We start from the raw sequence: 23,962 nt of genomic DNA, 5'->3' as shown, positions 1-23,962 counted from the left end.
ATCTCAGCTCAAAACACCGGGTAAGTTCAGCGCGCGTTTGGCAATAATGTTGAGCTGAATCTCTGTTGTGCCGCCAGCGATGGTGTGGGTTTTTGCACCCATCCATTCCAGCGTGGTATTGAGTTCTTTTTCGCTGAAGTGAGTGGCGTCGCGCCAGCCAAGGCCTTGCTCGCCCATGATTTTCAGAAGCAATTCAAATTTGCGTTTTTCTTCTTCGGTACCGCAGTATTTAAAAATCAGAGCGGTGTTCATGTTGCCTGCGCCGAGTGTGAACTCGTCAATCATGCGTTGTTGCGTTACATCGAAAGCACGTTTTTGTACTTCGTGCCGTGCAATGGCATCGCGTAAAACGGCATCAGCAATTTTTCCATCTACGGTTTTTTCTAAATATTCCAGCGCAGCTTCGCGCGGTTCGATACCGGTGCCAGTTTCGCCGCCGAGATCGGACATCATATTGCGTTCAAATTCGAGCACGCGTTTAGCAACAGTCCAGCCTTTGTTGATTTCGCCAAGTGCATTTTTCTTTGGTACGCGCACATTATCGAAGAAGGTTTGGCAGAAATGGCGATCACCCGTAATCAATTCAATTGGCTTAGCTTCCACGCCAGCAGAGGCCATATCAAACAATAGGAAAGTGATGCCATCGCGTTTTGGTGCGTCGGGATTGGTGCGCACCAAGCAGTAGATCCAATCTGCTTCATCGGCATAAGAAGTCCAAATTTTGGAGCCGTTGATGATGAAATCATCGCCATCTTCAACTGCGCGCGTTTGTAAACCTGCCAAATCAGAGCCTGCACCTGGCTCGGAGTAACCTTGGCACCAACGAATTTCGCCGCGAGCAATTTTGGGTAAGTGCTCGCGCTTTTGTTCTTCGGTACCGAATTCAAGAATGGCAGGACCTGCCATCCAAATACCTAAATTCACTTGCGGAGCGCGACAGCCCAATTTGCGCATTTCCGATTTGAAAATACGCGTCTGCTCGGCGTCAAAACCTGCACCGCCGTATTCGGTTGGCCAATCGGGTACGCAATAGCCTTTTTCTACACAGCGATCAAACCAGAGTTTGGCATCGGGGGTAGGGAAGTGAATATTACGAGCTCCCCACACTTGCTCTTCTTGTTTAGCAGGCGTGCGCAAGGATGCGGGGCAGTTGGCATCCAGCCATGTCCTGATTTCCTGACGAAAGGCTTTGTAATCCACGAGCAGGCTACCTCTGACAATGTATGAAAGTGAGAAAAAGATGTGGCTTTATGTCCCAAAATCTTAGAAAAACACACCTACAAAAAACGACCAGCATTTTAACGATGCATGGTCGCTTCTGCGAAGTGGTAATTACTTAGCGTGTATTCAATCGTGACTTAAGTGGATGCAGCGTGCTCGTCGCTGATGGGCTGCGTTGCTGCGGAAGCTGCATCATTTTTTTTGCGCGCCGCAGCCACTTCTGCTTTGGTTTTATGCTTGATCAATTTGCCTTTTTTCAAAGCAGAGGCTTTGAGTTCAGCCAATGATTTCTCCAAGCATTCACGGTAAAAACTGGGGTCTGGCAAAATTTCGCGATCAGCGAGAATACTCACCGTCACGGTGCCGCAGTAGCTCATTACTAGATGAAATAGTCCAACGCCTGGCGTCAACAAGCCTACTCCGTGGTATTGCACTAGCTTGGCGCCACAGCTGTACAGCGGAAATGGAGGCCCTGGCACATTGGAAACAACAGAGCAGAAATTGATCGGCAAATTGCCGGTCAATTTATTGTCGATGTAGAGGTGTACCAAACTTTTGGTCAAGCGCGGTGAAAACACACCGGCTAATTTGAGCGCATCGACCAATGGCGTCTGTTCGCCAAACTCTTTGGCTTCACAGGTACTCTTGTGGATGGCGTGCAAACGCTCGACCGGGTCTTCAATATCGGTGTGGATATTGGAAAAGATGGAGCCAATTTGATTGTGGTCGTCGTTATCACCACGGCGACTGCGCATATCCACCGGCATGGTGATACACAGTGGCTCTTGCGGCAGTTCGTTGTGGTGTTGCAAGTAATGACGAATACCGCCTGCGACGACGGCAAGCGCAACATCGTTCACTTTCACGCCCGTCGCATTTTTGATGGCTTTGATATCTTCTAAATCAAAGAGTGCAGCTTCAAAGACGCGGTAAGGGCCGACAGGATTATTGAAGCGCGTTTTGGGTGCGCGAATTTCTGGCATCGGCACTTCGCCTCGGCGGACATCCACGATGTTTTTGCCGATAGCAAAGCTGGTTTTGTACAGGCCTTTCATCAGATCAACACTGTTGCGCACGGTGTTGAAAGTGCCGCGTGTCAGCATGTTAAAAGCACTAGGAGGAATCTCTGCCAAATAATTGGGTGCATCTTCTTCCTCAACGCCAGAAGGGGATGGCTCTAAATCATGCAGTGCTGCCATGAATGAAGATCCGCCCGCACCATCCACCAAGGAGTGGTGCATCTTGGTGTAAACCGCAAAACAATCTTTGGGCAGATGGGGGATGTTGTCCAAACCCTCGATGATGTAGGCCTCCCACAGCGGGCGCGACATATCGATAGGGCGCGCGTGCAAGCGAGCAATCTGAATGCACAACTGGCGCCAGTCGCCGGGTTTGGGCAGTGCGATGTGGCGCAGATGAAACTCCATGTCGAAGTTGTCGTCTTTGATCCAATATGGGCGGTCGTAGCCGCCGGGGACCTGTACCATGCGTGTGCGGAATAGCGGTAATTTTTTTAGCTTGCGTTCGAAACTGGCAATCACTTCTTTAAAGCGCACAGTGCCACCAGGTGCGGTGGATTGGTCGTAGATGCCGAGGCCGCCAATGTGCTGCGGTGTGCTGGGATGTTCGAGGTTGATAAAGGCGGAATCGAGTACGCTTAACTGCTTCATGGTTGTGCCTGTGTCTGTCCGTGATTTAGAACCGTTAATTATCAGATAAATGTCGTAGATTGGCTAGGGGCGGCCATCGCACGACGCTCTGTGTTTGTTATATAGCGTTGTTATAAGTACGAGCCTGTTATTTAAGGAGTAATGGTGTGCGTTGTCGATGGCGATGTTTGTTGTATATCCCCGTCTGTTTGGTGGTGCTGCTCTTGGCGTGTGAGTTGTTGCTGCAACTGGGCGCGCTGGTGGTGCATGGGCAATCGCGTTTGGTGCCTGCGCAATGGTTAACCGGCAATACGCGCGTACTGGCGCTGGGAGATTCCAATACTTACGGTTTGTATTTGAAGGAAGAAGAGTCGTGGCCTGCGCAATTACAGCAGTTATGGAATAACGAGCACACATCATCGCCGATTGAAGTGTTGAATCTTGGCTATCCCGCTACCAATTCATTTCGTGTGCTGGATAATTTGCCCACGTTGCTCGATAAATTATCGCCCGATGCAGTGATCATCATGGTGGGATTTAATGATTTTTGGACGCCATTAGAAACACTGCACCCTGCTAATTGGCAACAAAAAATAGAAAGTTGGACAAAAACACACAGCCGCGTGTATCGACTGTATGCCATCGCATCGCGCAGTAAAATTAGACAGCAAGATATGGTTTTTGGTTCGCCCCGCGATATCTCGAAATTGGATTTAAGTAAACGAGAAACACATCTAGTAAAAATAAAAGATGGCGATGAGTTTTACCTAGGTTCATTGGCAGGAGAGCCAGCGCAAAATAGGCAGGCTTTGCCAAATAATCTGCAGGCGATGATCGCTATCACGAGGCAATATCACGCACAGGTTTATTTTATGACCTATCCATCGAATTGGGGCTTTTACCCTGGTGCCAATAAATGGATAAAAACAGTGGCGCAGCAAAAAAATATTTCTTTAATCGATATTACGCCGCTGTTTATCGCGCGTTGCCCCGATGGAGCGGTTTCGTGCGGTGATTTGCTGTTTCATGATGGTCACGCGACAGCGAAAGGCAATGCGTTAGTGGCAAAAACAGTAGCAGAGCAATTGCGCATCAATCGCTAGCGTTTGCCGCCGCGCAGTTTTTCTTGCAGTAGCGCTTCTTGTACTAGCTCGCGTAGGATGGCTTCAAGGCGTGGCATTGCGCTGCGTACGACATCGTCAACTAAATTTTCTCGGCTGCGTTTAGACGATAGTAAAACAGAGGAAGGCAAGCTTTCGTTTGATATGCGCGCAGGAATTTTTCTTGCTTGGGTGGCGTGTGTTTCACGATGACGATGCTCGCGGCCCAATGTGGGAATGCTATCGTCAGGTATTAGCACGGGAATACGAGCAGGCGTACCGTTTGATTTTGGCTCAACTGATGTGTCAGTTGGTGCATTATCACTCAATAGATGGCGTATCGACTCTAACTCACTTAAAAGATCTTCGCGTTTCTTCTCCCCTGAATCGCGTTCTTGGGCTAATGGTGGGTTGTCAGCATTCATGTGCTTTTCTTCATGTCATTAATTTTAATTTCATAGCCGCGCTCTTGATAGAAGCGATAGCGCTGTCGGCTGATAGCAAGTTGTTGTTCATCCTGACTGACAATTTCGGCAACACGAGAAAACTGGCTAAAAAACTTAGGGATGTTGTCACTGAGATTGATGAGTAAATCGTGATGTGGCGTATTGTTATCACTCCAGCCAATATGAATGGGTATTTGTTGGCTGGCAGGTGATGTGGCATGCGGTAAAAAACTGTCTATTTTAAAATTCCAAAGAGCTGCATCCATTGAACGCCCTGCTTCACTGTCATTTGTCTGTATCAGTAAACGATTGTTCAGTTGCCGCGCTTTTTCTGCTAAACGGCAAGTAAAAAGCTGACGCGCGGTTTCGTCATTCCCTGCCAGTAAATAAAAATCTACGCGCGTCATGGTTGCCTCTTTATTTTTTACTGGCATCAATTAAGTAGCGCACCAGCAATGGTACAGGGCGCCCCGTCGCACCTTTGTGACTGCCTGCACTATTCCATGCGGTGCCGGCGATGTCCAAATGCGCCCACGGATAATTTTCTGTAAAGCGCGCGAGGAAACAAGCTGCTGTGACAGAGCCTGCGTTGCGACCACCGACATTAGCAATATCAGCATACGGGCTTTTCAGTTGTTGTTGATACTCATCCCACAACGGCATTTGCCATGCTTTGTCTTCTACCTGCATGCCGGCATCGAACAATTTCTCGCCGAGTGTTTCGTCGTTGCTGTACAAACCGCTGGCGTGATTGCCGAGTGCGATCACACACGCGCCGGTGAGCGTGGCGATGTCAATCACAGCAGCTGGTTTGAAGCGCTCGACATAAGTGAGCGCATCGCACAACACCAAGCGACCTTCGGCATCGGTGTTGATCACTTCAATGGTTTTGCCGCTCATGCTGGTAACGATGTCGCCTGGTTTTGTCGCGCCGCCGCTGGGCATATTTTCGGCGCAAGCCATCACGCCAATCACATTGATGGGCAACTGTAGCGTGCTGATGGTGTGCATCACGCCAAGCACACTCGCTGCGCCGCACATATCAAATTTCATTTCCTCCATGCCAGCACCAGGTTTTAAGCTGATGCCACCAGTATCGAAGGTAATGCCTTTGCCGACTAATACGATGGGTGCTGCATTTTTCTTGCCGCCAGCGTAATCCATCACCACTAATTTTGCGGGCTGATCGCTGCCAGCAGACACCGAGAGCAGAGAGCCCATTTTCAGCGTGTGCATTTGTTTCTCGTCCAGCACTTTGGTAGATAAGTTTTTATGTTGCTTCGCCATGTGTTGTGCTTGCTCAGCCAGATAAGAAGGAGTGCAAACATTACCGGGCAGGTTGCCAAGCTCTCGTGTCAGCGCCATGCCGGCGGCGATAGCGGAACCTGTTACGAGGGCTTGTGTGATGGCTTTGTCTGCTTTGTCGCTATGCCAAATCAATTTTTTCAGGGCGTTCTTTTTTTTGTCTTTCTTGAGTGTGTCGAAGTGATAAGTGCTATTCAGTAGCTTTTGGGCAGCGCGTTCAGCGCACCAAGCGATATCGTGACCTTCGACGGCAATTTCATCCAAGAGAAGCACGGCATCGTGCGCTTTCATTTTTGCGAGCTGCTCGGCGATATGGCCTAGCAGCGTCAGATATTGCGTGCGCGTCAGCGGTTTGTCGTCTCCAGCGCCGAGCAGCAGCAGGCGGTCCGCGGTAATGGATTCGACATGAGGGAGTAGCAGCACATCACCGACGTTGCCTTCAATATCACCACGCTTTTTTAGTTGGTTGATTAGTGAGGCCAGCACACCTGTTGTGTGGTGGGATATATGTTTGCCGCTGAAAACAGGCAACACCAAGCAATCGGTTTTGCAGGTGAGTGGTTTGATGGCTTGGGCGCTGATGGTCAGCATGATGTGAGGTTCTCCGATGGGTCATTGATTCTTGGCTGGTATAAAGCCGTGCTGGTATAGTCTACCTTTCGCGGTGACACCTTCAACCTTTGGTGGTTCACCAGTCGTTTATCTTCCTGATTGGATTCTTAATGTGATGCAGCCCCGCTTCATTTTGGCGAGATATTTTGCGCGAGAGATTTTGCAAACAACGTTCGCGGTTACATTGATTCTGTTGTTGATTTTTCTTTCTAGTCGATTTGCCAAGTATCTAGCGGATGCAGCAAATGGAAGATTGTCAGCGGAGATTATTGTATATCTATTGCTGTATCGCGCGCCCAGTATTTTGCAGCGCATTCTCCCTCTCAGTTTATTTCTTGGGATTTTGTTGGTGTTTGGGCGAATGTATGTTGAGAATGAAATCACTGCATTACACGCAGCCGGTATTAGCATTGCGCGATTATTGTTGATGAGTAGTTTCGCTGTAGTTCCAATAGCTATTACTACCGGTGCCTTGGCGCTTTATATAAGTCCAGAAGGATTTCAGCAAGCAGAGAAATTATTGAATGGAGAAAAAAAACGCAGCGATTTAGATTTAATTGAGCCTGGAAAATTTCTAGATCTGCGCACTTGGCGTGGTGTTTTGTACACGGGTGATATTAGCGACGACCGTAAAACAATGAAGGATGTTTTTGCTGTGGAGCAGCATAGAGATGGCGCGTGGACAGTTTTTCGCTCTGCACATGGATCGCAATATTACGATGAAGCACAAGATGCTCGTTACACAACTTTGAATGATGGTGTGCGTTATCGTCTCAAACCGGGTGAGTTAGCCGGTGAGCGCCTTCGCTTCTCGGTATTAAAGCAACATATGAAGCCATCAACTGCTGAATATGATGTTCGTAGAGTAAAAGAAGATGCGCTGTCACTAACATTTTTACTAAGAGAAATTGATCGCCCTTTGATCGATGTGCCTGAGTGGCGCCTATCACTAATCGCGACACTGCAATGGCGATTCTCATTAATTGTTTTGGTTTTGCTAGTCGCAGCTCTAGCTGTTGCAATGAGTAAGACAACGCCAAGGCAGGGGCGTTATATCAAGCTATTGCCAGCCATTCTGCTCTATTTTGCTTATATGACGACGCTGGATATTTTGCGTAGAAAAATAAGCGAGGGTGATATCAGTATTATGCCAGGCATGTTGACGGCACATATATTGTTTTTTGCTATAGCTATGTTGCTGCTATTCAGTGACAGGTTGCTGCAGCGGAGAAAAACCGCATGAAACAGTTAAACCGCTATGTGGCGAAACATATTGTGGCAGCCACTTTATTGGTAATTGCCATGTTGGTTGGCTTGTTTTCTGTGTCATTGTTTGCAGAAGAAATGTCAGATGCCCCCGATCATTACAGTCTAATAAATATCTTCATTTATGTGATTTTTAGCGTACCTGGCATGGTGGCTACAAATGCAACTTTTGCGCTGCTGATTGGCAGCCTGCTGGGTTTGGGGGTATTGGCAAGCCAGAGCGAGTTGACCGTTATGCGAGCCAGCGGTGTGTCAGTGCTTAATATTGTTTTAATGGTTATTAAACCAGCGCTAGTATTGATTGTACTGATAGGTTTAGTGCGTGAGTTTGTTGTGCCAGCAGCAGATCGCTACGCCAACCACTTTCGAGCCGAAAAAATAGAGGAAGACCCTCTTTATAACTTGATTCGTAGTACGCATGGCCTTTGGTTGAGACAAGAAAATCAATTTGTTCATTTTAATTATGTCAATGCTCAGGGCGATGTGTTCGGGTTTGCACGCTTCGCCTTTAGTGATGATGGTGAAATGAAATTTGCACAGTACGCTCCGCGCGCCGTGCACAAGGGAGATGGTACAGAGCCTGGTTGGCAGCTTGAAAATGCAAGAACAACTACGTTTGATAACAATGAAACCAAAATTGATGTACAAGAAAATTTTTGGAAGAGTGAATTGAATCCTAACTTGGTAGCGGTTGTTGCACTTGATCCAGAAGAGATGAGTATGCGGGAGCTGCACTACTATATTAATTATCTCGGTGATCAGAATCAGGATGCGCGTACTTTTGAGCTGACTTTTTGGGGGAAAGTGCTGCAACCGTTGGCAATGATTGGTTTGGTGTTGGTAGCGATTTCCACTATTTTTGGGTCGCTGCGCGCAACAACAATGGGTTATCGGTTGTTCTTTGGCATTATGCTCGGTATGGCATTTCGTTTTAGTCAAAGTATTTTGGGGCCGGCTAGTATGGTGTACGGTTTTTCTCCGTGGATGGCAATCGCTCTTCCTATCGTTGTTTGCTGGGGTTTGGGGTTCTTTTTCTTAGCTCGCGTCAAGTGAAAGAAAATAGCATCAAGCTATTTTCTTTTTTCGTGCACAGCTACTCGCGTTCCAGACAACATATCGTGCCAAGTGTTGTGTTGTGGCAATAAACACCATAAAAAGCCTAAGCCGCCACAGGCAAGAGACAACACACCAGCCAGCCAGCGTTTGATGCAGTGCGTAAAAGTCAGCGGTGATCCATCAACGGTTTCTAATTGGAGGCGCCAAGCTTGCATTCCCAGAGTTTGTCGGTTGTAGCGCCAGAAAACACAATAAAACACGCAGACAACCAGAATCATCCCTACAAAAACCAATGGATTGCCGCCAGCGGTGGATGAGGTTTCCACATAAGTTTTGCCAAAAATCCAGCTCTCAACACCAACAGCAATACCGCCGAATAACATCAGTAAGCCAAAAATTAAGAAGCTGTCGTAAATCAATGCGGTCAGGCGACGCCACAGCGGTGCGTTGGGCAACATAGATATTCCACAGAACAGTGTGCGGTGATCAGTATAAGCGACAGGCGGTATAATCGCCGATCGTCTGCTGGATGGCTGTTTGATGAAAAGTATCCAAATTCGCGGTGCGCGCACCCATAATCTGAAAAACATTAATCTCGATATTCCGCGCGATAAATTGGTGATATTTACCGGTTTGTCGGGCTCTGGAAAATCGTCGTTGGCGTTTGACACGCTGTACGCCGAAGGGCAGCGCCGTTATGTGGAGTCACTCTCCACTTATGCGCGCCAATTTTTGTCGATGATGGATAAGCCTGATGTCGATCACATCGAAGGTTTGTCGCCCGCCATTTCTATTGAACAAAAATCCACTTCGCATAACCCGCGTTCCACCGTGGGCACTATCACTGAAATTTACGATTACTTGCGTTTATTGTTTGCGCGCGCGGGTGAGCCGCGCTGTCCTGAACACGGTAAACCGTTATCAGCACAAACCGTGAGTCAAATGGTCGATGCGGTGTTGGCAATGCCAGAAAATACCAAGCTGATGCTGTTAGCGCCGGTGATTCGCGATCGCAAAGGTGAACACGCGCATGTCATTGAGAAATTAAAAAGCCAAGGTTTTGTGCGTGCGCGCATTGATGGCGTGGTGTGTGATTTGGATGACGCACCGAAATTGGCAAAAAATATCAAGCACACCATTGAAGTGGTGGTTGATCGTTTCAGTGTGCGTGCGGATATTCAACTGCGTCTGGCGGAATCGTTTGAGACGGCGCTTAAATTGTCAGAAGGTATCGCGCAAATTGCACACATGGACAATGCAAAACAGCCAGAGCAAGTTTTTTCAGCAAAGTTTGCCTGCCCCGTGTGCGATTACAGCATCAACGAGCTGGAGCCGCGCATGTTTTCATTCAACAGTCCTGCCGGCGCTTGCCCCGGTTGTGATGGCTTGGGTGTAAAACAGTTTTTTGATCCGAGCCGCATTGTACAATTTCCAGAAGCTTCTATCAGCGAAGGCGCGATACGCGGTTGGGATAGACGCAATTTTTACTATTTTCAAATGCTGACTTCGCTGGCCGATCACTACGGTTTTGATGTTGATACGCCGTGGGAGAAATTGAAAAAATCACAGCGGCAAATTTTGCTGTACGGTTCTGGCGAAGATGACATTGTGTTCACCTACGCCAACGATCGTGGCGATGTGTATCAGCGGCAGCATCCGTTTGAGGGCATCGTCAACAACATGGATCGTCGCTATCACGAAACAGAATCCAATAGCGTGCGTGAAGATTTGGCGAAATACATCAGCAACCAATCTTGTCCAGATTGTGGCGGTACGCGTTTGCGCAAAGAGTCGCGCCATGTGTATGTGGATAATCGCACGCTGGCAGAATTAACAGAATTACCCGTAGGCGATGGCTTTAGTTATTTTTCACAGCTGGAGCTGAAAGGTCGCCAAGGGAAAATTGCCGAGAAAATCTTGAAAGAAATCCAAGAGCGTTTGCGCTTTTTGGTCGATGTCGGTCTCAATTATTTAACACTCAATCGCAGTGCAGAAACTTTATCAGGCGGCGAGGCGCAGCGCATTCGTCTAGCTTCGCAAATCGGCGCGGGTTTGGTCGGCGTGATGTATATCTTGGACGAGCCTTCCATTGGCTTACATCAACGCGACAACGAAAGATTGCTTTCAACACTGATTCGTTTGCGCGATTTGGGCAACACCGTGATTGTGGTGGAGCACGATGAAGACGCGATAAAAGCGGCAGATTTTATCGTCGATATCGGTCCAGGTGCTGGCGTGCACGGCGGAGAAATTGTTGCTAGCGGATTGTTGCCAGACATCCTCAATAATAAAAAATCGCTGACAGGCGATTATCTCTCTGGCAGAAAAAAGATTGCGGTGCCTAAAAAACGCCTGCTGTTAAATCCAGAAAAAATATTGGTACTGGAAGGCGCAACTGGCAACAATTTGCACGATGTGAATTTAGAAATTCCTTTGGGTTTGTTCACTTGCGTGACGGGCGTTTCAGGTTCTGGAAAATCTACGCTCATCAATCACACACTATTTCCTATTTTGGCGGAGCAACTCAACGGTGCAACCACACTAAAACCTGCAGCCTACGAAGCGATTCGTGGCTTGGAACATATTGATAAATGCATTGATATTGACCAAAGCCCCATCGGTCGCACGCCGCGTTCCAATCCAGCCACTTACACCGGCATGTTCACAGCGATTCGCGATTTGTTTGCAGGCACGCAAGAAGCGCGTTCGCGCGGTTATCAGCCAGGGCGTTTTAGTTTCAATGTCAAAGGTGGTCGCTGTGAAGCTTGCGAAGGCGATGGTGTGACCAAAGTGGAAATGCATTTCTTACCGGATGTGTATGTCGCTTGCGATGTCTGCCAAGGCAAACGCTACAACCGTGAAACATTAGAAGTGTTGTACAAAGGCAAAAATATTCACGATGTATTGGATATGACGGTTGAAGTGGCGTTTGAATTTTTCAAAGCGGTTCCAGTCATCGCCAATAAATTGCAAACGCTATTGGATGTCGGGCTGTCTTATATTCGCCTTGGCCAGAATGCGACCACGCTATCGGGTGGTGAAGCACAGCGCGTGAAGTTAGCGAAGGAATTGTCAAAGCGCAGCACGGGCAAAACGATTTATATTTTGGACGAGCCGACGACAGGTTTGCATTTCCATGACATCGCTCAGCTGCTTGCAGTGTTGATGCGTTTGCGTGATCAGGGCAACACCGTGGTGGTGATCGAGCACAATTTGGATGTCATTAAAACGGCGGATTGGATTGTCGATTTAGGGCCGGAGGGTGGTTCGGGCGGCGGACGCATCATCGCCTCGGGTACGCCGGAAGATGTGGCGCGTGACAAGCACTCGCACACGGGGCGCTTTTTGCAGCCGTTGTTGGCGGTATCCTCGCTATAATGCCCCTTTATTTTGTTGCGAGACTGCTATGAGCGAACGCAAAGCCAGTGTTCAGCGCGATACGCTGGAAACTCAAATACAAGTTGCTGTGAATTTAGACGGCACGGGCAAAATCTGCTTTGAAACGCCCGTGCCTTTTTTGGAACACATGCTCGACCAAATCGCGCGGCACGGCTTGATTGATTTGGAAGTGCGCGCCAAGGGTGATGTGCATATCGACGATCATCACACGGTAGAAGATATCGGCATCACCTTGGGCCAGGCTTTTGCAAAGGCATTGGGCGATAAAAAAGGCATTTGCCGCTATGGCCACGCCTATGTGCCTTTGGATGAAGCACTGTCACGCGTGGTGATCGATTTCTCCGGTCGCCCCGGCTTGGAAATGCATGTGGAATTTACGCGCGGGCGCGTGGGTAATTTCGATGTCGATTTGTTTTATGAATTCTTTCAGGGCTTCGTCAATCACGCGGGCGTGACGCTGCACATCGATAATTTGCGCGGCGTGAATACGCATCATCAAATTGAAACCATTTTCAAAGCGTTTGGTCGCGCGCTGCGTATGGCGCTGACTGCCGATCCGCGCATGGCTGGGCAAATGCCGTCCACTAAAGGCACGCTGTAATCGTGGCATCATCAGTTGCCGTCATTGATTACGGCATGGGTAATCTGCATTCCGTTGCGAAAGCTTTAGAAAATGTTGCGCCGCATGCGCGCGTGCAGGTTACAAATAATGCCGATCTTATTCGCGCAGCCGATCGTGTTGTTTTTCCTGGCGTGGGCGCAATGCGTGATTGCATGGCGGGTATTCGTGCGCTAGGTGTTGATGCTTTAGTGCGCGAAGCCATCACACAAAAACCAGTGTTGGCGATTTGCGTCGGCATGCAGGCATTGATGACGCACAGCGAAGAAAATGGCGGTGTCGATTGTTTAAATTTGTTGCAAGGCTCCGTACGTTTTTTTGGTGATGCGCTGCAAGCAGCGGATGGTCAGCGCTTGAAAGTGCCGCACATGGGTTGGAATGAAGTGACGCAAACGCGTCCACATGCGATGTGGCAGAACATCCCCCAGAACAGCCGTTTTTATTTTGTGCACAGTTATTTCGTGACGGCGAGTGACCGCACTTTAGTGGCGGCAAGTGGCAATTATGGCGTGACCTTTGATGCCGCGTTGATGCAAGACAATCTTTTTGCAGTGCAATTTCATCCAGAAAAAAGCCACACCGCTGGGTTGCAGTTGTTAAAAAATTTTATGAATTGGGATGGGCTTTGCCAGTGATGTTGATTATTCCCGCCATCGATTTGAAAGATGGCCAGTGTGTTCGTTTGAAGCAAGGTCGTATGGAAGATTCGACAGTCTTTGGTTCGGACCCGGTATCGATGGCGCAGCGTTGGGTAGATGCTGGTGCGCGGCGTTTGCATTTGGTCGATTTGAATGGTGCGTTTGCTGGCGAGCCGGTGAATGGCGAAGCGGTAAAAGCCATCGCTAAAAAATATCCCAATTTGCCGATACAAATTGGCGGTGGTATTCGCAACGCAGAAATTATCGAAGCGTATCTGTCTGCTGGCGTGAGCTATGTCATCATCGGTACAAAAGCCGTCAAAGAGCCGCAGTTTGTCACGGAAATGTGTCGTCAATTTCGCGGAAAAATTATTGTTGGTATTGATGCGCAAGACGGCATGGTCGCGACCGACGGTTGGGCAGAAATCAGCAGCGTGAAAGCGGTGGATTTGGCGCGCCAATTTGCCGGCGATGGTGTTTCTTCGATTGTTTATACCGATATTGCGCGTGATGGCATGATGCAAGGCGTGAATGTTGAAGCGACTGCGCAGTTGGCGGAAGCTTGCGGCATTCCTGTGATTGCTTCCGGCGGTGTAACAAATATGGACGATATCCGCGCATTAAAAGCTGTGGCGTCGCGCGGCATCTTGGGTGCGATAACGGGGCGTGCGATTTATGAGGGTACGCTGGATCTCGCAGAAGCGCAGCAGTCTTGCGCGGTGTAATCATCATTGGGTGGTGCTTTTCTATTTGAGCGGAGCGTCATGTCACAACACTCTTTGTTAAATCGAACGCTGCGCCGTTTGCAGCGCATCTGGTCCGATCTCAACACTTCTTTGCGCGGTGATGATCAATATCAGTGCGATCCCGCACTCAGCGAAAAAGATGTAGAGCATTTTCGTCTGTTGATTAACGAGTGTTTATCGGCGCGCGGCGGCGAGTGGGCGCAGCGCGCGAAAGCAGCGCAGATTGGTCACGCGTATATGTCTCTGAATCGTCAGGGGCGCTTGCGTTTTTTGCGCTTGCTCGCCACAGGTTTTGATGCGGACGAGCATGCCATTCAACAAGCAATTGAAGCCTATCAGCAAACGCAAAATGCCACGGAAAAATCAAAGCTGCGTCATAAGTTAAGCAAAGCCTTAACTGCGCCGCGTGTGCATTTATTGACGCTGTTTAACGCCATGCCTAGCGGCATTAAGTTTCTGGTCGATATGCGCGGTGAATTGTTGGACACGGAAGTCAGCCAAGATGCCGAGTTGAAAGAAGTCGAAAAAGATTTAAAGCATTTGCTCTCTAGTTGGTTTGATATTGGTTTTTTACAGTTGCAGCAATTGACTTGGGATTCTCCCGCTGCGCTATTGGAAAAATTGATTGAGTACGAAGCGGTACATGAGATCACCGGTTGGACTGATTTGAAAAACCGCATGGCGATAGATAGGCGGTTGTTTGCTTTTATTCATCCCAATATGGATGACGAGCCGTTAATTTTTGTGCAAGTGGCACTGTGTAATGGCTTGGCGAATAACATCCAGTCGCTCCTAGATACCAATACACGCACTTATGATGTTGGCGGCGCGAACACAGCCATTTTTTATTCCATCTCCAACACTCAAAAAGGTTTGGCTGGCATCAGCTTCGGCAATTTTTTGATTAAGCGCGTGGTAGGAAATCTCAAAAAAGAGTTTCCGCAGTTGCAACAATTTGCCACGCTGTCGCCTGTGCCTGGTTTTATGAAATGGCTGTCTGAGCAAATGGAGCAAGGCGAAGATTCGCTGCTGCATACGCAAGAAAAACAGGCGCTAAAAGTTTTGGCAGATTCATTGAGTGTGGATGCGAAATTGAAAGATATATTGTCACTGCTGGCTTGGCACCAAAACCAAGCGGTGTGTGATGTGCTGCAACCAATTCTTTTGCGTCTGTGTGCGGAATATCTGTCCGTGTTGCAAACAGGAAAGCAGCGTGCGCGCGATGGTGTGGCGCATTTTCATTTGGGTAACGGCGCAACGCTGCAACAAATCAATTGGATGGCGGATATTTCACCCAAAGGTATTCGTCAATCTTGCGGCATGATGGTGAATTATTTGTACGATCCTGACACTATTGATCGCAACAGCGATAACTATATGCAAACGGGAATGTTAGCGGTGTCGGACGAAGTGATCGCGTTGCTTAATAATCGTTAACGAAAATGCTGCAAACTATGCGAGGTGCTGATTCACTACTTGCAAAACTTGTTTGAAGCATTTGGGATTGCCGCAAACAATATTGCCAGTTTCTAAATATTGATTGCCACCGTTGAAGTCGCCAATCAATCCGCCTGCTTCTTGAATCAACAAAATGCCGGCAGCGATATCCCACGGTTTTAAGCCCATTTCCCAAAACGCATCGAAACGACCAGCAGCAACATAGGCGAGATCCAACGCAGCAGAACCGGCGCGACGAATGCCGGCTGTTTGTGGCGCCAATTCTTCCAGTGCTTTGACATAACCAGCAATTTTTTCATTTTGATGGCTGCGAAAAGGAATGCCTGTGCCCAACAACGCACCATCCAAATTGGTGCGCGCAGTGACGCGAATTCTGCGTCCGTTAAGTTGCGCGCCGCGACCGCGACTGGCAGTAAATTCTTCACGCGTGACGGGGTTGTAAACTACGGCGTGTTCAATTTTTCCTTGGTGCTGACAGGCGATCGACACAGCGTAGTGCGGAATGCCGCGCACAAAATTGGTAGTGCCATCCAGTGGATCAATGATCCAAATGTAGTCGGCATCAGGGTTGCTGCTGCCACTTTCTTCCGCTAAAAAACCGTGATCGGGATAGGCTTTTTGCAGCGTGCGAATGATGATGTCTTCTGCGGCGCGATCGACCTCGGTGACATAGTCGCTGCTGCCTTTTTCCGTAACAGTAATCAAATCCAAACGATCAGATGCGCGGACGATGTGTTCGCCAGCCTGACGCGCAGCGCGCAGGGCAATGTTCAGCATGGGCTGCATAGTGAGACCGTGTGGCAGTGAAATGAGGGGCGGCATTGTAACAGCCGCGCACACAGGGATAAACGAATCACTTTGGCACAGTGGGTAAATCGGGCACAATGTCGCCCTTGTTTTGAGTGGTGCGTGACGGATTTTTTATGGCAGTAAGTGCAAATGCGGCGGTGGTATTGGATGGTGCGAAGGTGGCGCAGGAAACAGAAGCGCAAATTCGTGAGCGAGTAGAAAAACTCAAAGCGCTGTCGGGCATCACACCTATTTTGGCAACAATTTTGGTGGGTGATGATCCATCTTCGGCCACTTATGTGCGTATGAAAGGCAATGCCTGCCGTCGCGTTGGCATGGATTCGTTAGCTATCGAAATGCCGCAATCGACCACCACCGAGCAACTGTTGGCAAAAATTGACGAGTTGAACAGCAATCCCGCTGTGCACGGTATTTTGTTGCAGCATCCGGTGCCATCGCAAATTGATGAGCGCGCCTGTTTTGATGCTATTGCCTTGGGCAAAGATGTGGACGGCGTGACTTGCCTTGGTTTTGGTCGTATGGCGATGGGTGAGCCGGCTTACGGGTCGGCAACACCAGCGGGCATCATGCGTTTGTTGGCTGCCTATGACATTCCTTTAGCTGGAAAACACGCCGTTGTTTTGGGGCGCAGCCCTATCTTGGGCAAGCCCATGGCGGCCATGTTGCTCAATGCAGATTGCACCGTGACTATCTGCCACTCGCGCACCAAAGATCTACAAAAATGGGTGAGTGAGGCGGATATCGTGGTAGCAGCCGTAGGGCGACCAGAGTTTGTTCCGGGTGAGTGGATTAAAGAGGGTGCTGTGGTGGTCGATGCGGGCTATCACGAGGGCAGCCTCGGCGATATCGCGATAACTACAGCCATTGCCAGAGCTAGCGCGTACACGCCCGTGCCCGGCGGCGTGGGGCCTATGACCATCAACACCTTGATTTTGCAGACTTTACAGGCCGGCGAAGCCAAGCTGGGTGCGCAAGTGTCGTGAGGTTTTCGCTGCTACAGCGCTGCCAGTTACGTATCCGTGATTGGGTTTACGGCAACCGCATCCGCGTAAAAAAAGGTAATACGCTGGAGATTGCCTTTGCGGAGCGTATGCGTATGCAGAAGGTCGATATCCTCATCAAAGGTAAAGGCAATAGCTTTACTGTCGGTCGTGGCTCTATGATCGCCAAGTGCAAAATTCGTGTGGATGGCAGCAGCCAAAAGCTAGAAATTGGTGAAGATTGCCTCTATCACTCCGGCAGGATTTACCTGCGCTACAACAGTAATCAACGCATCAGTATTGGCGACAAGACTACGATTGAAGACGCCTATTTACTGACAGATGAAGACGCCAGCATCACGATTGGCCGTGATTGCATGTTCTCCAAGTTCGTCCATTTACGCGCTGGCGATGGACATTCGGTATTGGATGTTGCTACAGGTGAGCGTATCAATCGTGCCAAAGATATTGTTATTGGCGATCATGTTTGGATAGGGCGCGCCGCTTGTATTCTTAAAGGAGTGGTTATCCCAAGTCGCTCCATCGTTGGTGCACACGCAGTCGTCACTCGCAAATTTGAGCAGCAAGGTGCCGCCATTGCGGGTAATCCGGCCGTTGTAGTGCGCTCAGGCTTGGATTGGGATAGGCGAATGCTGTGAATGCATAAAATAAATGCACTTCCTTGTTGACTTGCCTTTTTCTCGCCTATAGAATTGCGCCTCTTTTTCGCCCAGCCCAGTATTTTTTTACAAATGCGGGCGGCAAAACCAGAAGTAACTAATTGATTTATTGAGGTTTTCTGTTCATGCAGAACCAGAGAATTCGTATTCGCTTGAAGGCTTTTGATCATCGTCTGATCGATACTTCAACACAAGAAATTGTAGAAACAGCTAAAAGAACGGGTGCTCAAGTGAGAGGTCCAATTCCTTTGCCGACGCGCAAAGAGCGTTTCACTGTGTTGATCTCTCCGCATGCAAATAAAGATGCGCGTGACCAGTACGAGATTCGCACGCACAAGCGCATGTTAGACATCGTCGAGCCAACCGATAAAACGGTTGATGCTTTGATGAAGTTGGATCTGGCTGCTGGTGTGGAAGTGCAGATCAGCTTGGGTTGATCAAAAGTTTTAAAGATTTAAGTAGTAAAGCAATAAAAGAAGTCGCACGAGATTTAGAAATAAAGTTGGATTCTCGATTGAAGTGCAGCTCCTTGGTGTAACGCCTAAGTAAGGCGGCCATAGCGGGTAAAAGCCCCGTACACGAGAGGTGATAAAAATGGTCAGTGGTTTAGTCGGTCGCAAATGCGGCATGACGCGTATCTTTACAGAAGAAGGTGTTTCGATTCCGGTAACCGTAATCGAAGTTGAGCCTAATCGTGTTACTCAGGTTAAGTCTATCGAAAGCGATGGTTATGCTGCTGTGCAGGTAACTGTTGGTGTTCGTCGTCAGTCACGCGTCACTAAAGCGGCGGCTGGTCATTTTGCTAAAGCGGGTGTTGGTGCGGGTCGCGGGCTGTGGGAGCTGGCGACTGATGGTGTGGATCAACCTGCTGTCGGCTCAGAATTAACAGTTGCTGCTTTCGTCGATGGTCAGATGGTTGATGTCACTGGTCGTTCGCGCGGTAAAGGTTTTCAAGGTGTTATCAAACGCTGGAACTTCAGTGCGCAAGATGCCACGCACGGCAACTCATTGTCGCATCGCGCTCCTGGTTCTATCGGTCAAAACCAATCTCCGGGTCGTGTATTCAAAGGTAAGAAAATGGCTGGTCACATGGGTGACGAGCAGGTCACTGTGCAAAATTTGCAAGTGGTTCGTGTGGATGCTGAGCGCAATCTGCTGTTGGTTCGCGGTGCGGTGCCTGGTGCGCCGGGTGGCGACCTGCTGATTCGTCCTGCGGTTAAGGCTTCCTAAGAGGGGAATGTTGTGGAATTAAATATAGCAACACTCGAAGGTGGTAGTGCTGGCAATGTTCAGGTATCTGAAACTGCCTTCGGACGCGCATACAACGAAGATCTTATTCACCAAGCGGTTACTGCGTACCTGTCTGGTGGTCGTCAAGGTTCTCGCGCGCAGAAAAATCGTTCAGAAGTGAGTGGCGGCGGCAAAAAGCCGTGGAAACAAAAAGGTTCTGGTCGTGCGCGTGCGGGTAGTACTCGTAGCCCAATTTGGCGCACGGGTGGCGTAACTTTTGCTGCGCGTCCACAAGATCACAGTCAGAAATTAAATCGCAAAATGTATCGCGCTGCATTGCAGAGCATTTTGTCTGAATTGGCGCGTCAAGATCGATTGGTGGTGGTTGAGAAAATTGATCTCGAACAGCCAAAAACAAAACTGCTTCAGCAAAAATTAAATGCGCTGAAATTGGATAGCGTTCTGATTGTTTCTGATGAAGTGAGTGAGAATCTTTATCTGTCTGCGCGCAACCTGCCGAATGTTGATGTGCGCGATGTGAATGCGGCAGATCCAGTAAGCTTGGTTCGGTTTGACAAGGTATTGATTACTGTTCCAGCCGTTAAAAAGTTTGACGAGGTGTTGGCATGAACCAAGAGCGCATTTACAAGGTTCTTGTTGGGCCGCAGGTTTCTGAAAAGTCAACCATGGTTTCTGGTGATAGCAATCAAGTCGTGTTTAAGGTCGCGCTGGATGCTAATAAGTTAGAAATCAAACACGCTATTGAGAAGTTGTTTAATGTGAAAGTTGCTGCAGTGCGTGTGTTGCGCATGAAGGGCAAAGTAAAGCGCAATCGTTTTGGTGATGTGCGTCGCAGTGATTGGAAAAAAGCCTATATCCGCCTTGAGCAAGGCCATGATATTGACTTTGCAAGCATGTAAGGCTGGGGAGTAATTTTTTATGGCAATAGTAAAAAGAAAACCCACCTCGCCTGGACGCCGCTTTGTTGTTAGCGTTGTTAATCCAGATTTGCACAAAGGCGCGCCGCATGCTGCCTTGGTGGAAAAGAAAAGCAAAAACGGTGGTCGTAATAATAATGGTCGCATTACTGTGCGTCATCAAGGTGGCGGTCACAAGCAGCACTATCGTATTGTTGATTTTAAGCGTAACAAAGATGGAATTATCGGTACGGTTGAGCGCTTGGAATATGATCCTAATAGAAGTGCCAATATTGCATTGGTTTGCTATGCGGACGGCGAAAGGCGCTACATTATTGCGCCAAAAGGTTTGAGTGCTGGCGATAAAATTCAGTCGGGTTCTGCGTCGCCTATCTCTGTAGGTAATGCTTTGCCTTTGCGTAATATTCCTATCGGTTCCAATGTGCATTGCATTGAAATGAAACCGGGTAAAGGCGCGCAAGTTGCGCGTTCTGCTGGAGCTTCTGCGCAGTTGGTTGCGCGTGAAGGTGCGTATGCAACGCTGCGTTTGCGCAGCGGTGAAATGAGAAAAATTCTTGCCGATTGCAAAGCTACTTTGGGTGAAGTTTCAAACAGTGAGCACAACCTGCGTTCATTGGGTAAAGCTGGTGCAAGCCGGTGGCGTGGAGTTCGCCCGACAGTTCGTGGTGTGGTTATGAACCCGGTTGATCACCCGCACGGTGGTGGTGAGGGTAGAACTTCTGGTGGTCGTCATCCAGTTTCTCCGTGGGGCACGCCAACTAAAGGTTACAAAACCCGTAAGAACAAGCGTACGAATGATCTTATTGTTCGTCATCGCAACAAGAAGTAAGAATTGAGAGGATAGATTTGTGCCGCGTTCATTGAAAAAAGGCCCGTTCATCGATCTGCATCTTGTGAAAAAGGTGGAGACGGCGCTAGAAAAAAATGACAAACGCCCAATCAAAACATGGTCGCGTCGTTCGATGATCATGCCAGAAATGGTGGGTTTGACTATCGCAGTACACAACGGCCGTGCGCATGTTCCCGTCTATGTGACGGAAGAAATGGTTGGTCATAAACTCGGCGAGTTTTCTGTTACGCGCACTTATAAAGGGCACGCAGCAGATAAAAAAGCGAAGCCTGGTAAGAGGTAATGGTAATGGAAGAGATTTCAGCAACATTGCGCGGTGCTCGTAGCTCAGCGCAAAAGTGCATTAGTGGTTGACCAAATTAGAGGTCAGCATGTTGAGAAAGCGTTAGATATTTTGTCGTTCAGCAACAAAAAAGCTGCCGTATTAGTTAAAAAAGTGCTTGAGTCAGCAATTGCAAATGCTGAACACAATCAAGGGCTTGATGTTGATGAATTGCATGTTTCAACAGTATTTGTTGATGAAGGTATGGTGATGAAGCGTATTAAGCCTCGCGCCAAAGGGCGAGCGGACAGAATTTTAAAACGCACTTGCCACATTACTGTAAAAGTTGCCGCCAAATAAGGCGAGAAATTAGGAGACCGCAATGGGTCAAAAAGTACATCCAACCGGCATTCGTCTGGGTATCATCAAAAAGCATACTTCTGTTTGGTATGCGAACAGTGCTACTTATGCCGATAAATTGCTGGCGGATATTAAAGCGCGTACTTTTATCCAAAAGAAATTAGCTAGCGCTTCAGTTAGCCGTGTTGATATTGAGCGTCCATCTCAGTCTGCGCGCGTCACTATTCACTCTGCGCGCCCCGGTATTGTTATTGGCAAAAAGGGCGAAGATGTTGAAAAATTGCGTGGCGAAGTGGCGCAAATTTTGGGTGTGCCCGTTCATATCAATATTGAAGAGATTCGTAAACCAGATATTGATGCGGTTTTGGTTGCACAAGGTGTTGCACAGCAATTAGAGCGTCGGGTTATGTTTCGCCGTGCTATGAAGCGCGCCGTACAGAATGCAATGCGTCAAGGCGCATTGGGTATCAAAATTATGGTTTCTGGACGCTTGGGCGGCACAGATATTGCTCGCACAGAGTGGTATCGCGAAGGTCGAGTGCCTTTGCATACTTTGCGTGCAGACATTGATTACGCAACAGCAGAAGCTTTGACTACCTACGGCATCATTGGTGTAAAAGTCTGGATTTTCAAAGGCGAAATTCTTGATGCTGCGGAACAAGCCGAAGCAGTAACCGGTAGAAAGAAGTCATCTAATCAGGGGTAAGACGCGCCATGTTACAACCTAAGCGCACAAAATTTCGCAAGCAGTTTAAAGGGCGAAACAGGGGCCTTGCCCAACGCGGAAGCAAAGTTAGCTTTGGCGAATTCGGGCTCAAAGCTACAATGCGTGGCCGCATTACAGCAAGACAAATCGAGGCTGCGCGTCGTGCGCTGACTCGTAAGTTAAAGCGTGGTGGCAGAGTATTTATTCGCATTTTTCCAGATAAGCCAATTACACAAAAGCCTCTTGAAGTGCGTCAAGGTAAAGGTAAAGGCAGTGTTGAATACTGGGTGGCACAGATTCAGCCTGGTAGAGTTTTGTATGAAGTAGAAGGGGTTTCAGAAGAGTTGGCGCGCGAGGCGTTGACACTGGCTGCAGCAAAACTCCCTCTGACAACCACATTTGTTAAACGGCAGATCATGTAATGAAAGTAGCAGATCTTCGCAATAAAACAGTTGCTGAATTGCAAGTTGAGTTGGATAAACAGCTCCAAGATCAATTCAAACAAAGAATGCAGTTGAATACTGGGCAGTTGTCCCAAACGCATTTGCTTAAGGCGTCAAGACGCCGTATCGCGCAAATCAAGACGCTGTTGAATGAAAAGGCTGGTAAATAACATGGCAAACAATGAGCAGATTGCTCGTACCAAAACAGGTCGAGTTGTTAGCAACAAAATGGACAAGACGATCACTGTGTTGATCGAGCGTCGTGTTAAGCATGAGCTTTATGGTAAGTATTTAGTTAAATCTTCAAAGCTGAAGGCACATGATGAAAATAATGAGTGTGCAATTGGCGATATCGTTACAGTAAAAGAAGTTCGTCCACTATCTAAGTTTAAAACTTGGGCATTGGTTAAAATCGAGGAAAAAGCAGCAGTTATTTAATTGCTTGCTTTATTGAAATCGTTTTCGGAGTGTAGTGAATGATACAAACTCAAACATTTTTAGATGTGGCAGACAACAGTGGTGCCCGTCGAGTTATGTGTATCAAAGTGTTGGGCGGTTCACACCGTCGCTATGCTGGGGTAGGCGATATCATTAAAGTCAGCGTTAAAGATGCTATCCCTCGCGGAAAAGTCAAGAAAGGTCAAGTGATGACTGCAGTGGTTGTGCGCACTAAGAAGGGCGTGCGTCGTGCTGATGGTTCTTTGATCAAATTTGATGATAACGCTGCCGTGTTGTTGAACAACCAGCAAGCGCCAATCGGGACGCGTATTTTTGGACCTGTGACGCGTGAGCTGCGCGGCGAAAAATTCATGAAAATTATTTCTCTGGCGCCAGAAGTGCTTTGAGCTGGGCTGGAGCGAGGTTTGGGTATGAGCAAGATTAAAAAAGATGATCAAGTAGTCGTCACCACAGGCAAAGATAAAGGCAAACGCGGTTCAGTACAGCGCGTATTGGACAACGGTCGCGTTGTCATTGCCGGCGTCAATGTGATGAAAAAGCATACTAAGGCAAATCCTCAGCTTGGTGTACAGGGTGGCATTGTTGAGAAAGAAGCATCTATTGATGTTTCAAATGTCGCAATTTACAACCCTAAAACCAACAAAAAAGATCGTGTTGGTTTTAAAGATGTCGATGGTAAGAAAGTGCGGGTCTACAAATCCAGTGGCGAAGTGATTGGCGCTTAATCGA

The 23,962-nt window shown here is 48.3% G+C and carries 29 protein-coding genes and 1 pseudogene; 23 read left to right on the top strand and 7 right to left on the bottom strand.

Features of this window, described 5'->3' with window-relative positions:
• Nucleotides 1-3: 3 nt before the first annotated feature.
• Nucleotides 4-1,200: an acyl-CoA dehydrogenase family protein gene (locus R3E63_00460; GenBank protein MEZ5538445.1), complete on the bottom strand. Its 1,197-nt coding sequence runs from the start codon at nucleotides 1,198-1,200 to the stop codon at nucleotides 4-6.
• A gap of 158 nt (nucleotides 1,201-1,358) precedes the next feature.
• Entirely contained in the window at nucleotides 1,359-2,891 is a 1,533-nt protein-coding gene (locus tag R3E63_00455; GenBank protein ID MEZ5538444.1) for a wax ester/triacylglycerol synthase family O-acyltransferase, read from the bottom strand.
• A 146-nt stretch (nucleotides 2,892-3,037) separates the two neighbouring features.
• Between R3E63_00455 and R3E63_00450 the strand changes: the two genes are divergently transcribed.
• Nucleotides 3,038-3,973 (top strand): GDSL-type esterase/lipase family protein, encoded by a 936-nt coding sequence (locus R3E63_00450; GenBank protein ID MEZ5538443.1) that lies wholly within the window; start codon nucleotides 3,038-3,040, stop codon nucleotides 3,971-3,973.
• Here R3E63_00450 and R3E63_00445 read toward each other — a convergent pair.
• From R3E63_00445 to R3E63_00435, 3 genes are read right to left on the bottom strand one after another with little or no spacing between them, the layout of a single operon-like run.
• Nucleotides 3,970-4,395 (bottom strand): hypothetical protein, encoded by a 426-nt coding sequence (locus R3E63_00445; GenBank protein MEZ5538442.1) that lies wholly within the window; start codon nucleotides 4,393-4,395, stop codon nucleotides 3,970-3,972. The genes R3E63_00450 and R3E63_00445 overlap by 4 nt on opposite strands.
• Nucleotides 4,392-4,823 (bottom strand): DNA polymerase III subunit chi, encoded by a 432-nt coding sequence (locus tag R3E63_00440; protein MEZ5538441.1) that lies wholly within the window; start codon nucleotides 4,821-4,823, stop codon nucleotides 4,392-4,394. Before R3E63_00440 ends, R3E63_00445 begins: the two co-directional genes overlap by 4 nt.
• 10 nt (nucleotides 4,824-4,833) lie before the next feature.
• Nucleotides 4,834-6,309: a leucyl aminopeptidase gene (locus tag R3E63_00435; GenBank protein ID MEZ5538440.1), complete on the bottom strand. Its 1,476-nt coding sequence runs from the start codon at nucleotides 6,307-6,309 to the stop codon at nucleotides 4,834-4,836.
• Between the two features lie 76 nt (nucleotides 6,310-6,385).
• Here R3E63_00435 and lptF point away from each other — a divergent pair, with 76 nt between their 5' ends.
• Nucleotides 6,386-7,576 (top strand): LPS export ABC transporter permease LptF, encoded by a 1,191-nt coding sequence (lptF, locus tag R3E63_00430; protein ID MEZ5538439.1) that lies wholly within the window; start codon nucleotides 6,386-6,388, stop codon nucleotides 7,574-7,576.
• Nucleotides 7,573-8,652: an LPS export ABC transporter permease LptG gene (lptG, locus tag R3E63_00425; protein MEZ5538438.1), complete on the top strand. Its 1,080-nt coding sequence runs from the start codon at nucleotides 7,573-7,575 to the stop codon at nucleotides 8,650-8,652. Before lptF ends, lptG begins: the two co-directional genes overlap by 4 nt.
• A 17-nt stretch (nucleotides 8,653-8,669) precedes the next feature.
• Here the strand turns inward: lptG and R3E63_00420 are convergent, their stop codons facing one another.
• Nucleotides 8,670-9,113 (bottom strand): RDD family protein, encoded by a 444-nt coding sequence (locus tag R3E63_00420; protein MEZ5538437.1) that lies wholly within the window; start codon nucleotides 9,111-9,113, stop codon nucleotides 8,670-8,672.
• Between the two features lie 82 nt (nucleotides 9,114-9,195).
• On the opposite strand from R3E63_00420, the gene uvrA reads away from it, so the two are divergent.
• The 5 genes from uvrA to R3E63_00395 are packed head-to-tail and all read left to right on the top strand — an operon-like array spanning nucleotide 9,196 to nucleotide 15,494.
• Nucleotides 9,196-12,033: an excinuclease ABC subunit UvrA gene (gene uvrA, locus R3E63_00415; protein ID MEZ5538436.1), complete on the top strand. Its 2,838-nt coding sequence runs from the start codon at nucleotides 9,196-9,198 to the stop codon at nucleotides 12,031-12,033.
• A gap of 28 nt (nucleotides 12,034-12,061) precedes the next feature.
• The gene (hisB, locus tag R3E63_00410) at nucleotides 12,062-12,655 is read left to right on the top strand and encodes an imidazoleglycerol-phosphate dehydratase HisB (GenBank protein ID MEZ5538435.1); all 594 of its coding nucleotides are present in this window, start codon (nucleotides 12,062-12,064) and stop codon (nucleotides 12,653-12,655) included.
• Between the two features lie 2 nt (nucleotides 12,656-12,657).
• Nucleotides 12,658-13,308 carry an imidazole glycerol phosphate synthase subunit HisH gene (gene hisH / locus R3E63_00405; protein ID MEZ5538434.1) on the top strand — a complete coding sequence of 217 codons (651 nt, stop codon included), beginning with the start codon at nucleotides 12,658-12,660 and terminating at the stop codon, nucleotides 13,306-13,308.
• Nucleotides 13,308-14,036, top strand: coding sequence for a 1-(5-phosphoribosyl)-5-[(5-phosphoribosylamino)methylideneamino]imidazole-4-carboxamide isomerase (hisA, locus tag R3E63_00400; GenBank protein MEZ5538433.1), 729 nt, complete (start codon nucleotides 13,308-13,310; stop codon nucleotides 14,034-14,036). The genes hisH and hisA overlap by 1 nt, the downstream gene beginning before the upstream one ends.
• A gap of 39 nt (nucleotides 14,037-14,075) precedes the next feature.
• Complete coding sequence (locus R3E63_00395; protein MEZ5538432.1) at nucleotides 14,076-15,494, top strand: malonyl-CoA decarboxylase; 1,419 nt, start codon at nucleotides 14,076-14,078, stop codon at nucleotides 15,492-15,494.
• 15 nt (nucleotides 15,495-15,509) lie between these two features.
• Here R3E63_00395 and R3E63_00390 read toward each other — a convergent pair whose 3' ends face one another.
• The gene (locus R3E63_00390; GenBank protein ID MEZ5538431.1) at nucleotides 15,510-16,301 is read right to left on the bottom strand and encodes an inositol monophosphatase family protein; all 792 of its coding nucleotides are present in this window, start codon (nucleotides 16,299-16,301) and stop codon (nucleotides 15,510-15,512) included.
• 137 nt (nucleotides 16,302-16,438) lie between these two features.
• Between R3E63_00390 and folD the strand changes: the two genes are divergently transcribed.
• The 15 genes and pseudogenes from folD to rplX all read left to right on the top strand — a co-directional run bounded on the left by folD (nucleotide 16,439) and on the right by rplX (nucleotide 23,958).
• A complete protein-coding gene (gene folD, locus R3E63_00385) occupies nucleotides 16,439-17,308 on the top strand; it encodes a bifunctional methylenetetrahydrofolate dehydrogenase/methenyltetrahydrofolate cyclohydrolase FolD (GenBank protein MEZ5538430.1) in 870 nt (289 codons plus the stop codon).
• A complete protein-coding gene (locus R3E63_00380) occupies nucleotides 17,305-17,964 on the top strand; it encodes an acyltransferase (GenBank protein ID MEZ5538429.1) in 660 nt (219 codons plus the stop codon). Before folD ends, R3E63_00380 begins: the two co-directional genes overlap by 4 nt.
• 146 nt (nucleotides 17,965-18,110) lie before the next feature.
• The gene (rpsJ, locus tag R3E63_00375; protein ID MEZ5538428.1) at nucleotides 18,111-18,422 is read left to right on the top strand and encodes a 30S ribosomal protein S10; all 312 of its coding nucleotides are present in this window, start codon (nucleotides 18,111-18,113) and stop codon (nucleotides 18,420-18,422) included.
• 157 nt (nucleotides 18,423-18,579) lie between these two features.
• A complete protein-coding gene (gene rplC, locus R3E63_00370) occupies nucleotides 18,580-19,215 on the top strand; it encodes a 50S ribosomal protein L3 (protein MEZ5538427.1) in 636 nt (211 codons plus the stop codon).
• 24 nt (nucleotides 19,216-19,239) lie between these two features.
• Nucleotides 19,240-19,845 carry a 50S ribosomal protein L4 gene (rplD, locus tag R3E63_00365; protein MEZ5538426.1) on the top strand — a complete coding sequence of 202 codons (606 nt, stop codon included), beginning with the start codon at nucleotides 19,240-19,242 and terminating at the stop codon, nucleotides 19,843-19,845.
• Nucleotides 19,842-20,135, top strand: a complete 294-nt coding sequence (gene rplW, locus R3E63_00360) for a 50S ribosomal protein L23 (protein MEZ5538425.1) — start codon at nucleotides 19,842-19,844, stop codon at nucleotides 20,133-20,135. Before rplD ends, rplW begins: the two co-directional genes overlap by 4 nt.
• 19 nt (nucleotides 20,136-20,154) lie before the next feature.
• Complete coding sequence (gene rplB / locus R3E63_00355) at nucleotides 20,155-20,982, top strand: 50S ribosomal protein L2 (protein ID MEZ5538424.1); 828 nt, start codon at nucleotides 20,155-20,157, stop codon at nucleotides 20,980-20,982.
• Between the two features lie 19 nt (nucleotides 20,983-21,001).
• Nucleotides 21,002-21,286: a 30S ribosomal protein S19 gene (gene rpsS / locus R3E63_00350; GenBank protein ID MEZ5538423.1), complete on the top strand. Its 285-nt coding sequence runs from the start codon at nucleotides 21,002-21,004 to the stop codon at nucleotides 21,284-21,286.
• 5 nt (nucleotides 21,287-21,291) lie between these two features.
• Nucleotides 21,292-21,625, top strand: a pseudogene (rplV, locus tag R3E63_00345) (50S ribosomal protein L22).
• Nucleotides 21,626-21,647: 22 nt separating this feature from the next.
• Complete coding sequence (gene rpsC, locus R3E63_00340; GenBank protein ID MEZ5538422.1) at nucleotides 21,648-22,331, top strand: 30S ribosomal protein S3; 684 nt, start codon at nucleotides 21,648-21,650, stop codon at nucleotides 22,329-22,331.
• Between the two features lie 8 nt (nucleotides 22,332-22,339).
• Complete coding sequence (gene rplP, locus R3E63_00335) at nucleotides 22,340-22,753, top strand: 50S ribosomal protein L16 (protein ID MEZ5538421.1); 414 nt, start codon at nucleotides 22,340-22,342, stop codon at nucleotides 22,751-22,753.
• Complete coding sequence (gene rpmC / locus R3E63_00330; protein MEZ5538420.1) at nucleotides 22,753-22,944, top strand: 50S ribosomal protein L29; 192 nt, start codon at nucleotides 22,753-22,755, stop codon at nucleotides 22,942-22,944. The genes rplP and rpmC overlap by 1 nt, the downstream gene beginning before the upstream one ends.
• Before the next feature lies 1 nt (nucleotide 22,945).
• Nucleotides 22,946-23,212: a 30S ribosomal protein S17 gene (gene rpsQ / locus R3E63_00325; GenBank protein ID MEZ5538419.1), complete on the top strand. Its 267-nt coding sequence runs from the start codon at nucleotides 22,946-22,948 to the stop codon at nucleotides 23,210-23,212.
• 38 nt (nucleotides 23,213-23,250) lie between these two features.
• On the top strand, nucleotides 23,251-23,619 hold the full coding sequence (rplN, locus tag R3E63_00320) for a 50S ribosomal protein L14 (GenBank protein ID MEZ5538418.1): 369 nt from the start codon (nucleotides 23,251-23,253) through the stop codon (nucleotides 23,617-23,619).
• A gap of 24 nt (nucleotides 23,620-23,643) precedes the next feature.
• Nucleotides 23,644-23,958 carry a 50S ribosomal protein L24 gene (gene rplX / locus R3E63_00315; GenBank protein MEZ5538417.1) on the top strand — a complete coding sequence of 105 codons (315 nt, stop codon included), beginning with the start codon at nucleotides 23,644-23,646 and terminating at the stop codon, nucleotides 23,956-23,958.
• Nucleotides 23,959-23,962 lie beyond the last annotated feature (4 nt).

This window comes from Pseudomonadales bacterium (assembly GCA_041395665.1).
Lineage (GTDB): Bacteria > Pseudomonadota > Gammaproteobacteria > Pseudomonadales > UBA7239 > UBA7239.
This window is presented reverse-complemented; position numbering and strand designations above follow the sequence as displayed.

Bases quoted from the DNA above. Each gene is read 5' to 3' on its own strand.
- rplB (MEZ5538424.1), top strand. From the start codon at position 20,155: ATGGCAATAGTAAAAAGAAAACCCACCTCGCCTGGACGCCGCTTTGTT.
- R3E63_00395 (MEZ5538432.1), top strand. From the start codon at position 14,076: ATGTCACAACACTCTTTGTTAAATCGAACGCTGCGCCGTTTGCAGCGC.
- R3E63_00390 (MEZ5538431.1), bottom strand. From the start codon at position 16,301: ATGCAGCCCATGCTGAACATTGCCCTGCGCGCTGCGCGTCAGGCTGGC.
- hisA (MEZ5538433.1), top strand. From the start codon at position 13,308: ATGTTGATTATTCCCGCCATCGATTTGAAAGATGGCCAGTGTGTTCGT.
- R3E63_00420 (MEZ5538437.1), bottom strand. From the start codon at position 9,113: ATGTTGCCCAACGCACCGCTGTGGCGTCGCCTGACCGCATTGATTTAC.
- hisB (MEZ5538435.1), top strand. From the start codon at position 12,062: ATGAGCGAACGCAAAGCCAGTGTTCAGCGCGATACGCTGGAAACTCAA.
- rpmC (MEZ5538420.1), top strand. From the start codon at position 22,753: ATGAAAGTAGCAGATCTTCGCAATAAAACAGTTGCTGAATTGCAAGTT.
- rpsQ (MEZ5538419.1), top strand. From the start codon at position 22,946: ATGGCAAACAATGAGCAGATTGCTCGTACCAAAACAGGTCGAGTTGTT.
- rpsC (MEZ5538422.1), top strand. From the start codon at position 21,648: ATGGGTCAAAAAGTACATCCAACCGGCATTCGTCTGGGTATCATCAAA.
- R3E63_00440 (MEZ5538441.1), bottom strand. From the start codon at position 4,823: ATGACGCGCGTAGATTTTTATTTACTGGCAGGGAATGACGAAACCGCG.
- folD (MEZ5538430.1), top strand. From the start codon at position 16,439: ATGGCAGTAAGTGCAAATGCGGCGGTGGTATTGGATGGTGCGAAGGTG.
- rpsJ (MEZ5538428.1), top strand. From the start codon at position 18,111: ATGCAGAACCAGAGAATTCGTATTCGCTTGAAGGCTTTTGATCATCGT.
- rplX (MEZ5538417.1), top strand. From the start codon at position 23,644: ATGAGCAAGATTAAAAAAGATGATCAAGTAGTCGTCACCACAGGCAAA.
- rplW (MEZ5538425.1), top strand. From the start codon at position 19,842: ATGAACCAAGAGCGCATTTACAAGGTTCTTGTTGGGCCGCAGGTTTCT.
- uvrA (MEZ5538436.1), top strand. From the start codon at position 9,196: ATGAAAAGTATCCAAATTCGCGGTGCGCGCACCCATAATCTGAAAAAC.
- R3E63_00455 (MEZ5538444.1), bottom strand. From the start codon at position 2,891: ATGAAGCAGTTAAGCGTACTCGATTCCGCCTTTATCAACCTCGAACAT.
- rplN (MEZ5538418.1), top strand. From the start codon at position 23,251: ATGATACAAACTCAAACATTTTTAGATGTGGCAGACAACAGTGGTGCC.
- rplC (MEZ5538427.1), top strand. From the start codon at position 18,580: ATGGTCAGTGGTTTAGTCGGTCGCAAATGCGGCATGACGCGTATCTTT.
- lptG (MEZ5538438.1), top strand. From the start codon at position 7,573: ATGAAACAGTTAAACCGCTATGTGGCGAAACATATTGTGGCAGCCACT.
- R3E63_00445 (MEZ5538442.1), bottom strand. From the start codon at position 4,395: ATGAATGCTGACAACCCACCATTAGCCCAAGAACGCGATTCAGGGGAG.
- rplP (MEZ5538421.1), top strand. From the start codon at position 22,340: ATGTTACAACCTAAGCGCACAAAATTTCGCAAGCAGTTTAAAGGGCGA.